Source organism: Massilia soli (assembly GCF_016809835.1).
Taxonomy (GTDB): domain Bacteria; phylum Pseudomonadota; class Gammaproteobacteria; order Burkholderiales; family Burkholderiaceae_D; genus Telluria_A; species Telluria_A soli.
The window spans coordinates 119,497-134,483 of sequence record NZ_JAFBIL020000004.1 but is presented as its reverse complement, the minus strand read 5'-3'; the positions used below and the strand labels follow the sequence as shown (position 1 = coordinate 134,483).

At 67.2% G+C, this 14,987-nt stretch carries 10 protein-coding genes; 8 read left to right on the top strand and 2 right to left on the bottom strand.

The window, feature by feature from the left end:
• The first annotated feature begins 51 nt into the window (after positions 1 to 51).
• A complete protein-coding gene (locus tag I4X03_RS10765; RefSeq protein ID WP_223468226.1) occupies positions 52 to 2,346 on the top strand; it encodes a methyl-accepting chemotaxis protein in 2,295 nt (764 codons plus the stop codon).
• Positions 2,347 to 2,373: 27 nt separating this feature from the next.
• Positions 2,374 to 7,818 (top strand): hybrid sensor histidine kinase/response regulator, encoded by a 5,445-nt coding sequence (locus I4X03_RS10760; RefSeq protein WP_223468225.1) that lies wholly within the window; start codon positions 2,374 to 2,376, stop codon positions 7,816 to 7,818.
• Here the strand turns inward: I4X03_RS10760 and I4X03_RS10755 are convergent.
• Positions 7,815 to 9,272: a cryptochrome/photolyase family protein gene (locus tag I4X03_RS10755; RefSeq protein ID WP_223468224.1), complete on the bottom strand. Its 1,458-nt coding sequence runs from the start codon at positions 9,270 to 9,272 to the stop codon at positions 7,815 to 7,817. The two genes, I4X03_RS10760 and I4X03_RS10755, sit on opposite strands and share 4 nt — an antisense overlap.
• Positions 9,273 to 9,433: 161 nt before the next feature.
• Between I4X03_RS10755 and I4X03_RS10750 the strand changes: the two genes are divergently transcribed.
• The 6 genes from I4X03_RS10750 to I4X03_RS10725 all read left to right on the top strand — a co-directional run bounded on the left by I4X03_RS10750 (position 9,434) and on the right by I4X03_RS10725 (position 14,102).
• Entirely contained in the window at positions 9,434 to 10,090 is a 657-nt protein-coding gene (locus tag I4X03_RS10750; RefSeq protein WP_223468570.1) for a YqgE/AlgH family protein, read from the top strand.
• The gene (ruvX, locus tag I4X03_RS10745) at positions 10,090 to 10,488 is read left to right on the top strand and encodes a Holliday junction resolvase RuvX (protein ID WP_223468223.1); all 399 of its coding nucleotides are present in this window, start codon (positions 10,090 to 10,092) and stop codon (positions 10,486 to 10,488) included. The genes I4X03_RS10750 and ruvX overlap by 1 nt, the downstream gene beginning before the upstream one ends.
• Positions 10,469 to 10,990 (top strand): bifunctional pyr operon transcriptional regulator/uracil phosphoribosyltransferase PyrR, encoded by a 522-nt coding sequence (gene pyrR / locus I4X03_RS10740; RefSeq protein ID WP_223468222.1) that lies wholly within the window; start codon positions 10,469 to 10,471, stop codon positions 10,988 to 10,990. Before ruvX ends, pyrR begins: the two co-directional genes overlap by 20 nt.
• A complete protein-coding gene (locus I4X03_RS10735) occupies positions 10,983 to 11,948 on the top strand; it encodes an aspartate carbamoyltransferase catalytic subunit (RefSeq protein ID WP_223468221.1) in 966 nt (321 codons plus the stop codon). Before pyrR ends, I4X03_RS10735 begins: the two co-directional genes overlap by 8 nt.
• Positions 11,945 to 13,258 (top strand): dihydroorotase, encoded by a 1,314-nt coding sequence (locus tag I4X03_RS10730; RefSeq protein WP_223468220.1) that lies wholly within the window; start codon positions 11,945 to 11,947, stop codon positions 13,256 to 13,258. Before I4X03_RS10735 ends, I4X03_RS10730 begins: the two co-directional genes overlap by 4 nt.
• Positions 13,259 to 13,361: 103 nt before the next feature.
• The gene (locus I4X03_RS10725; RefSeq protein WP_223468219.1) at positions 13,362 to 14,102 is read left to right on the top strand and encodes a lysophospholipid acyltransferase family protein; all 741 of its coding nucleotides are present in this window, start codon (positions 13,362 to 13,364) and stop codon (positions 14,100 to 14,102) included.
• On the opposite strand, the gene I4X03_RS10720 is transcribed toward I4X03_RS10725, so the two are convergent.
• Positions 14,103 to 14,951, bottom strand: a complete 849-nt coding sequence (locus tag I4X03_RS10720; protein WP_223468218.1) for a symmetrical bis(5'-nucleosyl)-tetraphosphatase — start codon at positions 14,949 to 14,951, stop codon at positions 14,103 to 14,105. It abuts the gene before it with no gap.
• Positions 14,952 to 14,987: the final 36 nt, after the last annotated feature.

Genomic DNA, 14,987 nt, shown 5'->3' with positions numbered 1-14,987 from the left:
AAACTGACAAGGCCGCAATGAAAGCGGCCGCAGACTATGGATGGGGGCAGTATGGGATTTGCGTGGAAGGGCCTTGGCCCGGAAGTGAAGCAGGATGGCGCCGAGGTTGCGGGGCCTGACACCGAATTCGGCGCGCAGGTCGCGGCGCCTTTCCCCGATCCGCCAGCAGGCGCGCCGGACGACGCCACCCCGCTCAGTATCGGCGGCGCGATCCGCCGCAAGCGCGCCGCCGCGCCTGGCGACGACGCGATCGACAGCCAGCTGCCATTCATCGGCCACCTTTCCCTGACGCGCCAGCTGCGCATTTTGCTGATGGTGTTCGGCGCCGGCATCCTGGTGACCATTCTCGCGCTGTGGCGCAACGCCGCCAGCAACGAAGTGGCGTCGGCCCAGACCCAGATCGCGTCCGACGCGCTGATGCACTCGCAGCGGATCGGCAAGGCCGCGCCCAACGCGGTGCAGGGTAACGTCGACGCCTTCAAGCAGCTCGAGGAAAGCCGGACCCTGCTCACGCGCGACCTGAACCTGCTCTCGCGCGGCGGCAGCTTCGCCGGCAGCACCATTCCAGCGGCGCCAGGCAGCAAGAACAAGGCGCTGGCGGCGGTGCGCACCAAGTGGGTCAGCTCCGACAACGCGGCCGGCACCATCCTCAAGATGAAGCCGGAGCTGACCAGCTTTGAAGTCACATTCAAGCAGCTCGATGTGCTGTCGCCGGAACTGCTGGCGATGTCCGAAGAGCTGCTGAACCAGAAGCTCCGGGGCGGCAGCAGCGCGCGCGAACTGGCCGCGCTCGGCCGCATGACCATGCTGACCCAGCGCATGGCGCGCAGCTCGGGCGAGTTCCTTTCGTCCGGCGGCATCCGCGCCGAAACGGCATTCCAGCTCGGGCGCGATACCACCACCTTCCGCCAGATCGTCGACGGCTTCCTGAACGGCAGCGCGCCGCTGCAGCTGGCGGCGATCCGCGATCCGGACCAGCGCGCGCTGGTCGAACAGATCAAGGCGAAATTCGATACCTACCAGGGCCTGGTGGCCTCGGTGCTCGAAGACCTGCCGAAGTTCTCGGCGGCGAAGGCGGCCGAACAGTCGATCTACTTCGAAAACGAAGAGGTCCGCAGGCTGCTGACCGACCTGCAATCGAGCTTCCGTAGCGACCAGGACTCGGCCAACGCCTGGCTGGTGCTGCTGGTGCTGTCGGCGGTCTTCACGCTAGCCACCGCCGGCGCGATCAGCCGCGTGATGCTGCAGGACTCGCGCAACCGCACCCGCGGCGCCGACCGCCGCCGCGAAGAAGCCGAAGCGATGCGCCTGATGGCGCAGGCCAAGGAAGAAGAAGCCAAGGCGACCAATGAACAGAACCAGGCCGCGATTTTGCGCCTGATGAACGAGCTGCAGGAAGTGGCGGACGGCGACTTGACGGTGCACGCGACGGTGTCGGAAGACATCACCGGCGCGATCGCCGACTCGGTCAACTACACGGTGGAAGAATTGCGCGGGCTGGTCGAGCGCGTCACCGCCACCGCCGAGCAGGTGACGGCCGCGTCGGGCAATGCGCAGCAAATTTCGACTGAACTGCTGAGCGCGACCGAGCAGCAGTCGCGCGAGATCCAGGAAGCCTCGAACACCGTCCTGAAAATGGCCGGCGAGATCAACGACGTGTCGCGCTCGGCGAATGAATCGGCCGACGTGGCGCGCCAGTCGGTGGCGGCAGCGCAGCAGGGTTCGACGGCGGTGGAAAACGCCATCAAGGGCATGATCGACATTCGCGAGCAGATCCAGGAAACCTCCAAGCGCATCAAGCGCCTGGGCGAATCGTCGCAGGAGATCGGCGAGATCACCGAGCTGATTTCCGACATTACCGAACAGACCAACGTGCTGGCGCTGAACGCGGCGATCCAGGCCGCATCGGCCGGCGAAGCGGGCCGGGGCTTCTCGGTGGTGGCGGAAGAGGTGCAGCGGCTGGCCGAACGCTCGGGCGACGCGGCCAAGCAGATCGGCGCGCTGGTGCGCACCATTCAGACCGACACCCACGACGCGGTAGCGGCGATGGAGAAATCGACCCAGGGTGTGGTCGAAGGAGCCCGGCTGTCGGATGCTGCGGGCGCCGCGCTGTCGGACATCTCGCGCGTGTCGAACCGCCTCGCGGAGCTGATCCAGGGGATCTCGTTCGCGACCGAATTGCAGGCGACGTCGGCGAACGGCGTGGCGCACAATATGCAGCACATCCTGTCGGTCAACGAACATACCCAGGACGGCACCCAGCAAACGGCGCAGTCGATTCGCCAGCTTAGCGCGCTGGCGCAGGAGCTCAAGAACTCGGTAACGCGCTTCCGCATCGCCGCCTGACCCGTACACTGAAAGTCCAAGGCAAGCATGACCATGACTGATTTTTCGCACGCGCCGCATTTCGACACCGGACCGCTGTCCTGGGTCATGAGCGAGATCCGCGAGGCGCTGATTCGCTCGCGCGAAGCGCTGCTGGACGCGTCCGCACGCGCACCCGATGCGCAGGGCACGCCGCTGCAGCACGCGCGCGCCCATCTGCACCAGGTGCACGGCGCCTTGCAGATGGTGGACGTCGACGCCGTTGGCAACCTGACCGCTTGCGCCGAAGAGGCGCTGCAGCGCTTCCGCGACGGCGCCCTGGCGCTGGACCCGGCCAGCGCCAAAGTGGTCGCCGACCTGTACCAGGCAGTCATCGAATATCTTGAAGAATTGCTGTCGGGCGCGGCGCCGCAGCCGGCCCGCCTGTTCCCTTACTACCGCGACATCCAGCAGCTGCTCGGCGCGGCGCGCATCCATCCGGCGGACCTGTTCTTTGCCGACCTGTCGGCGCAGGTCGAGCTGGCGCCAGCAGCGGCCGGCGCCGCCGCGCCGGATTACTCCGCCTGCCGCACGCGTTTTGAGAAGGCGCTGCTGCCATTCCTGAAAAGTAGCGACGACGACACCCGCCGGACCCACGCGGCGCAGATGCGCGACGCGATCGGCGAGGTCGCCGGCGGCCAGCAGGAAATGCATGCGCGCGCCTTCTGGCTGGCGATGCACAGCGTCGCGGCGCTGGTCGCCAGCGGCCAGCTGGCCGGCGACTTGTACGTCAAGCAGCTGTTCGGCCTGATCAACCTGCAGATCCGTCGCCTGTCGCAAGGACAAGCAAGCCTGCCCGAGGCGATGCTGCGCGACGCGCTGTTCTTCATCGCCGCGGCGCCCGAGCCGTTCGCCGATGCGAAGCCGTTGCGGCGCGCCTACCGGCTTGATGGCATGGTGCCGCCCGATTACGAGGCGCGCCGTTACGGCCGCATCGACGCGCTGGCACTGAAGGAGGCGCGCGAAGCGCTGGCCCAGGCCAAATTGGCATGGGACCGCGTCGCGGCCGGGATCGACGACGCCGCCGAAGCCGCCTTCGCCAATGCCCTGCTGGTGCTGGAAGACGCCAGCCTGCGCCTTGGCGCCGCTCCGCTGGCACAGCTGCTGCGCGAACTTGACCGGGTAGCGAAGGACTCGATCGCCGCCGGACGCAGCGACCAGTTCAGCCTCGAGATGGCGGCGGCGCTGCTGTTCGTCGAGCATGGCCTCGACCAGATTCGCCAGCTGCCTGATGATTTCGCGGCGCAGGCCGAAGTGGTGGGCGCGCGCTTGCTGGCGCTGGCCGCCGGCGAAACGCCGCCAGCGGCGCCTGAATGGCAGGGCAACCTGTCGCGCCAGATCCAGCAAGGGCAGACGGTGGCGGTGCTGGCAGGCGAAATGAAGGCTGGCCTGCGCCAGGTCGAGAAAGTGCTCGACGATTATTACGCGGACGCCGCAAAGCGGCCGGCGCTGTCCCAGATCGACCCGGTGCTGCACCAGCTGCACGGCGCGCTGGCGATTCTCGACCAGGACCATGCGATGCGCGCTGCATCGCATGTGCGCAGTGCGGTTCGCGCGCTGGCGTCGGGCGAGGGCGACGCCGCCATCGACGCGGCTTCGCTGCAGAACATCGCCCGGAATATCGGCGCGCTGGGCTTCTTCACCGACATGCTGGGCCAGAACGTCGACGCGGCGAAAGACCGATTCGAGTTCGACGAGCAGGCAGGCATGTTCCGCGAGGTGCCGTTCGAAAAGGCGGCTGCCGCCGCGACCCCGTTCGACCAGGAAGAGAGCGAAGCGCTGCCCGAAGCTGCCGCGCCGGTGCTCGACGAGCCCGAGCCGGCTGCCGCGCCGGGCGTGGAAGTGCAGGCCGAAGGCGCGATCGAAGCCGAGCTGCTCGAGATCTTTATCGCCGAAGCGCAGGAAGTGCTGGCGTTCGTCTCGGCCACCTTGCCGGCGGTGCGCACTGCGCCAGGGGACCAGGAAACCCTGACCCAGCTGCGCCGTTCGTTCCACACCCTCAAGGGCAGCGGCCGGATGGTCGGCCTCGACAGCTTTGCCGATGCCGCCGCCGGTGTTGAACGCGCGATGAACGTGTGGCTTGCCGACGCGCGCGAAGCTAGCGGCGAGCTGCTGGCGCTGCTGGAGCATGCAACGGTTGACATGGCGGCCTGGGTGGAAGAACTGGTGCAGACCGGGACATCGCGCCGCAAGGGCGATGAGCTGGCTGAAGCCGCCGCCCGCGTTCAGGACGGCGGACCATTCGCGGCGCCACCTGCGGCGCCGGAACACGCTGACGAACCGGAACCGGAACCGGAACCGGAACAGGAACCGGAACCGGAACCGGAACCCGAACCGGCCGCGGAGCCGGTGCGGGAGCCGCGCGCGCCGGCCAGCGGCAACGTGATCGATTTCCCCGGCAGGCCGTCGGCCGCCGCGCCCGAAGACAACGCAAGGCGCATCGGCGACCTGGCGATACCGCTGCCGCTCTACACCATCTACGTGGCCGAGACTGACGAGTTGATGCGCGTGCTGACGCAGGACTTCAGCGAATGGCGCCACGAGCCCGAGCGCGCCGTCACCGCCGATGCGCTGAAAGCCTCGCATACGCTGGCCGGCACCTCGGCCACGGTGGGGTTTGCCGCGCTGTGCGAACTGGCGCATGCGCTCGAAATGGTGCTGCAGGCGCTGGCGCCGCCGGCGCCAGCGCTGGACGACGGGCAGCGCGCGCTGCTGGACGACACGCTCGACTGCGCACGCCACATGCTGCAACGCTTCGCGCAAGGTGCGCTGTCGCAGCCGCAGCCGGACCTGGTCGCACGCCTCGATGCGATGCGCGAAGCGCTGGACGCACCGGCCGCCCAGGCGGCCGACGGCGAACTGGCCGGCCGCCTAGACGCGCTGTTTGCCGCGACGTTCGATGAGTTGCTGGACGCGCCGCCTGCGCGCGCCGACGATACCCCGCGCGACGCCGACACCACGATGCCTGACCCGGTCGTTGAGGTGGAGGACGCTTACGACACCACGTTCGACGATGTCTTCGACCCGCCGGAACTGGTCCAGGCCGAAGCGCCGCCAGCGCTGCCGGTCATGGGCGAGGACGACATCGAGGACGACGAGCTTGCGCTCGAACTGATTGCCGAATCCGAGCCGCTTGCCGGCGCTGCGGAAGCGCCGGCGGTGCTGGCTGAACCCGAGTCCGAGTCCGAGTCCGAGTCCGAATTTGAAGCGGAGCTGGAGACGGTGGCGGCCGACCCTGCGTTTACCGACGAAATCGACGCCGACCTGCTGCCGGTCTTCCTCGAGGAAGCCAGCGACCTGCTGCCGGAAATCGGCAAGGGACTGCGCCAGTGGCAGCAGGACCCGCAGGACCAGGCCACCGTGCAAAGCGTGCTGCGCGCCCTGCACACGGTCAAGGGCAGTGCGCGCATGGCCGGTGCGATGCGCCTTGGCCAGCACACCCACGATATCGAAACGCAGATCGAGAACATGGTGCACGCGGCGACCAGCACCCCGGCCGCATTTGATGAACTGATGGTCAACTACGACCAGGCGATGGTGCTGTTCGACCAGCTGCAGCAGCCGCAGGTTCCAAGCGCCGCGCCGGCCGGTGCGCCGCTGATCCAGGCGCCGGACGAGTCGATGGCCGCACAGGCGCGCACGCCGCTGGTGCGGGTCAGGGCCGACATCCTCGACCGCCTGGTGAACCAGGCCGGCGAAGTGTCGATCACGCGTTCCAAGCTGGAGAACCAGGTCGACGTGCTCAAGACCTCGCTGTCCGACTTTGCCGACAACCTGGCGCGCCTGCGCCAGCAGCTGCGCGAAGTGGAGATGCAGGCCGAATCGCAGATCGCTTCGCGCATGTCGATTGCCGGCGAGCGCGAATTCGACCCGCTCGAGTTCGACCGCTTTACCCGCCTGCAGGAACTGACCCGGATGATGGCCGAAAGCGTCAGCGACGTGGCCTCGTTCCACGACAGCCTGACGCGCAGCGTCGACGCGGCCAGCGCCGACCTGTCGGTGCAGTCGCGCCTGACGCGCGACCTGCAGCGCGACCTGATGCGGGTTCGCATGGTGCCGTTTGCCAGCCTGTCGGAACGCCTGTTCCGGGTGGCGCGCCAGGCCGCCAAGGAAGTCGACAAGCGGGTCAACCTGGACATTCGCGGCGGCGCGGTGGAAATCGACCGCAGCGTGCTGGAACAGATGGCCGCGCCTTTCGAACATTTGCTGCGCAATGCGATCGTCCACGGCATCGAGTCGCGCGAGCGGCGCGCCGCCGGCGGCAAGGCTGAAACCGGCGAGCTGCTGGTGCAGGCCAGCCAGCAGGGCAACGAGGTCGTCATTCAATTCAGCGACGACGGCGCCGGGCTGGACCTGGGCCGGATTCGTGCCAAGGCCCGTGAAAGCGGCCTGCTGGGCGCCGGTGTCGAAGTGAGCGACGACGAAGCGGCCGACCTGATCTTCGAACCCGGCTTTTCGACCGCCGAATCGCTGACCGAACTGGCCGGGCGCGGCGTCGGCATGGATGTGGTGCGCGCCGAGAGCCAGGCGTTGGGCGGACGCATCGCGATCGTGTCCGAACCGGGCAAGGGCGCGCGCTTCACCATTCACTTGCCGCTGACGCTGGCGGTAACGCAGGTGGTGCTGACGTCGAGCGCGGGCAAAAGCTACGCGCTGCCGTCGGTGCTGGTCGAGCAGGTGCTGCAGATGAAAGAGGCGGCGCTGGCCGAAGCCCACGCGGCCGGCAGCGTCCAGTACCAGGGACAGCGGGTGCCGCTGCATTACCTGCCGGCCTTGCTCGGCGATCCGTCGGCCCAGCCGGCGTCGCAGCGTTCATGCCCGGTGCTGGTCCTGAAAAGCGGCGCGGAGCGGATCGCCGTGCATGTCGACGAGGTGCAGGGCAACCGCGAGGCGGTCATCAAGAACATCGGGCCGCAGCTGGCGCGCATGGCCGGCATCGCCGGCGCCACCGTGCTGGGTTCGGGCGAGATCGTGCTGATCCTGAACCCGGTCGCCCTGGCCCACCACGGCGCCCACCATGCAACGCTGACGGGACGGCCGGCGGCAAGCGCGCAGCCGGAGGCCTTGTCGCGCAAGGCAGTCATCATGGTGGTCGATGATTCGCTCACGGTGCGCAAGGTAACGCAGCGACTGCTCGAACGCGAAGGCTTCCAGGTAGTCCTGGCCAAGGATGGCGTCGACGCGCTCGAGCACATGCAGGAGATCCGCCCCGACCTGATGCTGGTCGATATCGAGATGCCGCGCATGGACGGCTTCGACCTGACCCGCAACGTGCGCGGCGTCGAGGCGACCCATTCGGTGCCGATCATCATGATCACCTCGCGCACTGCCGACAAGCACCGCAACTACGCGCTCGACCTGGGCGTGAATGCCTACTTCGGCAAGCCGTACCAGGAAGACGCGCTGCTGGCAGCCATCAGGGGCCTGCTGCAGCGCGAACTCAAGACCGGCTAAAAAGGAAGAAAGGCCTGATCGCCGCCCTTGACCGGCGCCTTCAGCACGTCAAACCGCAGCAAGGTCTTCTTGCGCGCCTCGTCATGGGCGACGATCGGCGCCGGATAGTCGCGCGCCGCGCCTTTGCGCTCATGCAGCCACGGCGCGTGGATCTGCTTGCGGCCCATCGACGCCAGTTGCGGAATGTACTGGCGTATGAATTCGCCTTCCGGGTCGAAGCGCTCGGACTGGGTAACGGGATTGAAGATGCGGAAGTAGGGCTGGGCGTCGCAGCCGGTGGAGGCCGCCCATTGCCAGCCGCCGGTGTTGGAGGCCATGTCGTAGTCGATCAGCTTGAGCGCGAAATAGCGCTCGCCCCAGCGCCAGTCGATGCCGAGATCCTTGACCAGGAAGCTGGCGGTGACCATGCGCAGCCGGTTGTGCATGAAGCCGGTCTGGTTGATCTGCGCCATCGCCGCATCGACCAAAGGATAGCCGGTGCGGCCTTCGCACCAGGCGGCGAACAGTTCGTCCGCCTCCGGTCCCGATTCCCATTCGATGGCGTCGTAGGCCGGCTTGAACGAGCGTTCGCCCACGTGCGGATGGCGGTACAGGATCATCGCGTAGAACTCGCGCCAGATCAGTTCCGACAGCCACACCGGGGCGCCGGAACCGCCGCCGCCGTAGCCCAGCATCGCCTGGACGGTGCGCACCAGGTGGCGGATCGAGATGGTGCCGAAGCGCAGGTGCACCGACAGGCCCGATGTGCCGTGCACGGCCGGGAAATCGCGCGCCGTCGCGTACTGCTCGATGCGCTCCAGGAAGCCGTCGAACATGGCGGCGGCGCCCGCCATGCCGGTGGCGACCTGCGGGTCGGCCTCGTCGAAACCGAGTTCCGCCAGGGTCGGCAGCGGGGCATGCGCGAGCGGCGCGGCGAGCCGGCTGGCCCACGGCGCGATCTCGTACGGGGCGAGGCTGGCCGGGTGGGCGGCCAGGCGCTTGAGCCAGGCGTTTTTATACGGCGTAAATACCGAGAACGGCTGGGCCGACAGGGTCAGCACCTCGTCTTTTTCAAAGATGACCTGGTCCTTGAAGTCGTGGAAGGCGCGGCCGGCGGCCTGCAGGCGCGCGGCCACGTCGGCGTCGCGCGCGATCGCGCCCGGCTCGTAGTCGCGGTTGGCGAACACCGCGTCGACGCCCAGCTCGGCAGCGAGCGCCGGGATCGCATCGACGGCATCGGCATGGCGCACCAGCAGCGCGCCCCCCATCTCGCGCAGTTCGGCATCCAGGGCGGCAATGCTTGCATGGATGAAATTGACACGGCGGTCGGCGCGCGGCAGCGGCGCCAGGATCGCCGAATCATAGACAAACACGCAATACACCTGTGCGGACGAGCTCAGTGCATGATGCAGAGCGGCATGATCGTAGGCGCGCAAGTCGCGCCGGAACCAGACTAGGGATGATTTCAGGGTCATTTAATAGTGTGCAGGGTCAAGGTTTTGCTGTTTTCGGCGCGCGAGGCTGGGCGCTTCCGGTGGTGAGCGGCGCAATTCAGTGTAAACTATCGAAAAGAGCATGGTTGTAGCCCGTTTGTTGCAATAAACACCAGAGATTGAGCCTGGAGAGAGTGATGCGTATGAAGAAGAGCAAAGTCGGCAAATCTCTGCCCATCCATGGGCTTGCGCAACATGCATCCGTCGACGAGGAGCATACAGCGATGGCGCCATCGACGCTCAACCTTGCTAATCATTTTCTCATTGCCATGCCATCGATGCAGGATCCGGTCTTCGGCGGCGCTGTCGTGTACGTCTGCGAGCACAACGAAAAGGGCGTGCTCGGCGTGGTCATCAACAAGCCGACCGACATGACAATGGATGTGCTGTTCGAGCGGATCGACCTGAAGGTCGACGACAGCGTGCAGGATCGGGTAGCCAGCGAACCGATCATGTTCGGCGGTCCTGTGCAGGACGACCGCGGCTTCGTGCTGCATACGCCTGGCGGGCGCTTCTCGTCGTCGCTGTCGGTCACCGACGAGGTGGCGTTCACCACCTCGATCGACGTGCTCGAGGCGGTTGCGTCCGGCGACGGCCCGCAGCGCCTGCTGGTATCGATCGGCTACGCCGGCTGGAGCCCGGGCCAGCTCGAGGACGAGATCAGCCGCAACGGCTGGCTGACCGTGGGCGCCAGCGCCGACGTCATGTTCGACCTGCCGATCGAGCAGCGCTACACCGCCGCCATCAAACTGCTGGGCATCGACCCACTGATGCTCGCCTCCGAGGCCGGCCATGCGTAATGGTTGAGCTTGTTTTCGGATTTGACTTCGGCATCAAGCGCATTGGCATGGCGATGGGCAACACCCTGACGGGACAGGCGCAGCCGCTGGCCGTCATCAAGGCGATCGACAATGCCGCCCGCTTCCAGCAGATCGGCGACCTGATCGCCGAATGGCGCCCGGCCCGCCTGATCGTCGGCGAGCCGCGCCACCCCGACGGCGCCGAGCACGAGATGACCCTGCGCTGCCGCCGCTTCGCCAACCAGCTGCATGGCCGCTTCAACCTGCCGGTCGAACTGGTCGACGAACGCTATTCGTCGGCCGTGATCGCGTCCAGACGCGGCGAGATCATCGACGCGAAAGCTGCCTCCATCATTTTGCAACAATACTTTGACGATCATGCCAACCACAACCACTGAACAGTTCGACGCGGAAGCACTGTACCGCGAGCTGCTGCAACAGGTGCGCGCCGCCATGCCCGGCCTGCCCAACCTGGCCATCGTCGGCATCCATTCCGGCGGCGCCTGGCTGGCCGAACGGCTGGCCGAGGACCTCGGCATCAAGGACCGGCTGGGCTTCATCGACGTCTCGTTCTACCGCGACGACTATGCCAAAAAAGGCCTGCACCCGGACGTCAAGCCGACCCAGATCGGTTTTTCGGTCGACAGCGCGACCATCCTGCTGGTGGACGACGTGCTCTACACCGGCCGCACCACGCGCGCGGCGATCAATGTGCTGTTCGACTATGGCCGCCCGGCGCGCATCGCGCTGGCGGCGCTGGCCGACCGCGGCGGGCGCGAACTGCCGGTGGCGGCGGATTTTATCGCTACCACCGTCAAGCTGGGCGATAATCGCTCGCTGTCGCTGGCGCGCGGCGCAGACGGCAAACTTACCCTGACCATCGAAGACGACAATGCTTAACCCGCAACTGAACAAGAACGGCGAACTGCAACACCTGCTGACGATCGAGGGCCTGCCGAAGTCCATCGTCAACCATATCCTCGACACCGCGTCGAGCTTCGTCGGCATCTCCGACCGCGAAGTGAAGAAGGTGCCGCTCATGCGCGGCAAGAGCGTGTTCAACCTGTTCTTCGAAAACTCCACCCGCACCCGCACCACCTTCGAAATTGCCTCGAAGCGGCTGTCGGCCGACGTGATCAACCTGAACATCCAGGCCTCGTCGGCCAGCAAGGGCGAGTCGCTGCTCGACACGATCGACAACCTGGCGGCGATGAGCGCCGACATGTTCGTGGTGCGCCACGCGCAGTCGGGCGCGCCTTACCTGATCGCCAAGCACCTGAACGACACCAAGCAGGGCCACTGCCACGTGGTCAACGCCGGCGACGGGCGCCATGCGCACCCGACCCAGGGCCTGCTCGACATGTACACGATCCGCCACTACAAGAAGGACTTCACCAACCTGCGCGTGGCGATCGTCGGCGACATTTTGCACAGCCGCGTGGCGCGCTCCGACATCCACGCCTTGACCACGCTGGGCGTGCCGGAAGTGCGCGCGATCGGCCCGCACACGCTGCTGCCGGGCGGTCTTGAGCAGATGGGCGTGCGCGTCTTCACCAGCATGGAAGAAGGCCTGAAGGACGTCGACGTGATCATCATGCTGCGCCTGCAGAGCGAACGCATGACGGGCGCGCTGCTGCCGTCGGCGCAGGAGTACTTCAAGAGCTACGGCCTGACGCCGGAGCGGCTGGCGCTGGCCAGGCCGGATGCGATCGTGATGCATCCGGGGCCGATGAACCGCGGCGTCGAGATCGATTCGGCGGTGGCGGATGGCGCGCAGGCGGTGATTTTGCCGCAGGTGACTTTCGGGATCGCGGTACGGATGGCGGTAATGAGTATTTTGGCAGGCACACACGCATGAAATTACATATCAAGAATGGCCGATTGATCGACCCGGCAAACGGTATCGATGGCGTAAGCGATTTGTTCATCGACGGCGGCGTGGTCGCCGCCACCGGCGCCGCGCCGGCCGGCTTCACGGCCGACCGCGTCATCGACGCCAGCGGCCTGGTGGTCGCGCCCGGCCTGGTCGACCTGTCGGCCCGCCTGCGCGAGCCGGGCTACGAATACAAGGCGACGCTGGAATCGGAAATGCAGGCCGCGGTGCAGGGCGGCGTGACCAGCCTGATCTGCCCACCCGACACCGATCCGGTGCTGGACGAGCCGGGCCTGGTCGAAATGCTCAAGTACCGCGCGCGCAACCTGAACCAGGCGCACGTGCATCCGCTGGGCGCGCTGACGATGGGCCTGAAGGGCGTGGCGCTGACCGAGATGGCCGAGCTGACCGAAGCGGGCTGCATCGGCTTCGCCCAGGCCGAGGAAGCGATCGCGGACACCAACGTGCTGCTGCGCGCCATGCAGTATGCAAAGACGTTCGAGTACACGGTCTGGCTGCGTCCCCAGGACGCGCACATCGGCCGCGGCGGCATCGCCCACAGCGGCCCCCTGGCTTCGCGCCTCGGCCTCTCCGGCGTGCCGGTGATGTCCGAGACGATCGCGCTGCACACGATTTTCGAGCTGGTGCGTTCCACCGGCGCGCGCGTCCACCTGTGCCGGATTTCGTCGGCGGCAGGGCTGGAGCTGATCCGCGCGGCGAAAAAGGAAGGCTTGCCTGTCACCTGCGACGTTGGCGCCCACCACGTGCACATGACCGATGCCGACATCGGCTTCTTCGATTCGAAAGCGCGGGTGTCGCCGCCGTTCCGCAGCCAGCGCGACCGCGAAGCGATCCGCGCCGGGCTGTTCGACGGCACCGTCGACGCGATGTGCTCGGACCACACACCGGTCGACGACGATGAAAAGCTGCTGCCGTTCGCCGAGGCCTCGCCTGGCGCCACCGGGCTGGAGCTGCTGCTGTCGCTGGCGCTGAAGTGGGCCGACGATTACGCCGCCGGCCAGCATGCCCAGGCCGGCGCGCCCTCGCCGCTGTCGCGCGCGATTGCGCGGATCACGGTCGATGCGGCGCGCGTGGCGGGACTGAAGGCCGGCACCTTGTCGGCCGGCGCGGTCGCCGACGTGGTGCTGTTCGATGCCGGCGCGCGCTGGAAGGTCGAAGCTGCCGCGCTGGCCAGCCAGGGCAAGCACACGCCGTTTGTCGGCTACGAGCTGACCGGGCAGGTGCGCGCGACCATCGTCGCCGGCCATATCGCTTACGAACGCAAGTTGTCCTAACCACGTCGCCCCCGCGAATGCGGGAACCTGTGCCCGCGTACCGTCACGCTCAGCATGGGTTCCCGCATTCGCGGGAACGACGGAAATCTGATAGTGGTCCTCCTTGAATCTTCGACTGACGCTACGCCTGGCCCGTATCCTGCTGCATCTGGCGGAAGGGCTGGCGACTTGCGCGATCATCTTCCCCTGGGTCGGTAGCGGTCGCCGCAACGCGCGCATCCAGAACTGGTCGCGCCGCTTGCTGGCGATCTGCGGCGTCACCGTCGCCGCGCCTTCCGGCGCGCCGGCCCTGCATCACGCGCTGGTGGTCGCCAACCACGTGTCGTGGCTCGACATCTTCGTGATCAACGCGGTGCATCCTTGCCGCTTCGTCGCCAAGGCCGAAATTCGCGAGTGGAAGGTGCTTGGCTGGCTGACCGAGCAGGCCGGCACCGTGTTCATCGCGCGCGGCAGCCGGCGCGACTTGCGCCATGTCTTCAAGGGTATCGTGGCGGCGCTCCAGATGGGCGCGCGGGTTGCGTTCTTCCCCGAGGGGACGACGGCCCGCCAAGGCACGGTGCTGCCGTTCCATGCCAACCTGTTCGAGGCGGCGGTGGATGCCAAGGTGCAGGTGCAGCCTTACGCGCTCAGGTACCTGGACGCCGCCGGCGCGTTGCATCCGGCGGTCGACTTCATCGGCGACATGAGCTTTGCGCAGAGCGTGATGACGGTCCTGGCGTCGGGCGCGATCCGCGCCGAGCTGGTTCGCCTGCCGCCGATCGACGCCGCCGGCGCGCACCGGCGCCAACTCGCCGAGCAGGCGCATGACGCGATCCAGGGCGCGCTGGGCGCCGGCGCCGCCTGATTACTTCTGCTTGCCGCCAATGGCGCGATACTCGGGGCAGTCGACTTGCAGCAGGCGGCGGTCGTCGAGGCACACCGCGGTCAGCTTGCCGCCCCAGACGCAGCCGCTGTCGAGGCCAATCACGTCATCGCGCATCAGCAATCCCAGCGCCGACCAGTGGCCGAACACCACGGTGACATCCTTGGTCATGCGTTGTTCCAGGTCGAACCACGGCATCAAGCCCGACCCTGGCGGCGCGCCGGCACTTTCTTTCTGCTGGAAGTCCATCACGCCGTCCGGCGTGCACAGGCGCATGCGGGTCAGCGCGTTGACGATGCAGCGCAGGCGTGCGATGCCGGTCAGCGATTCATCCCAGCGATCGGGCTCGTTGCCATACATCTGGGCGAGAAATTCGCGCCAGCCGTCGCCGCGCAGCGCGGCCTGGACTTCCGCGGCCAGCGCCATCACCTGGTCGGCGCTCCATTGCGGCAGCACGCCGGCATGCACCAGCAGGCAGCGGCCGGAGCGCAGGGCCAGTGGCCGCTGGCGCAGCCAGCCGATCAGCTCCTCGCGGTCGGGAGCGGCCAGGATGGCGTCGAGCGTGTCGGAGCGCGCCAGCGACTGCGCGCCGGCGGCCACGGCCAGCAGGTGCAGGTCGTGATTGCCGAGCAGGGCTTCGACCCGTCCGCCGCCGGCCAGCTGCAGCGCGCGCACCTGGCGCAGCGCGCCGAGCGAGTCGGGGCCGCGGTTGATCAGGTCGCCGACGAAGAGAATGCCGGCGTCGCCCTGCGCGTCGGCGTGTATCTGGTCCAGCAGCAGCTGCGCCTCATGGGCGCAACCCTGCAAATCGCCGATGGCGTAAGTCTTCATTCCTGTTTGCCCAATGCCGGTCCGCGTTTGCGGAGA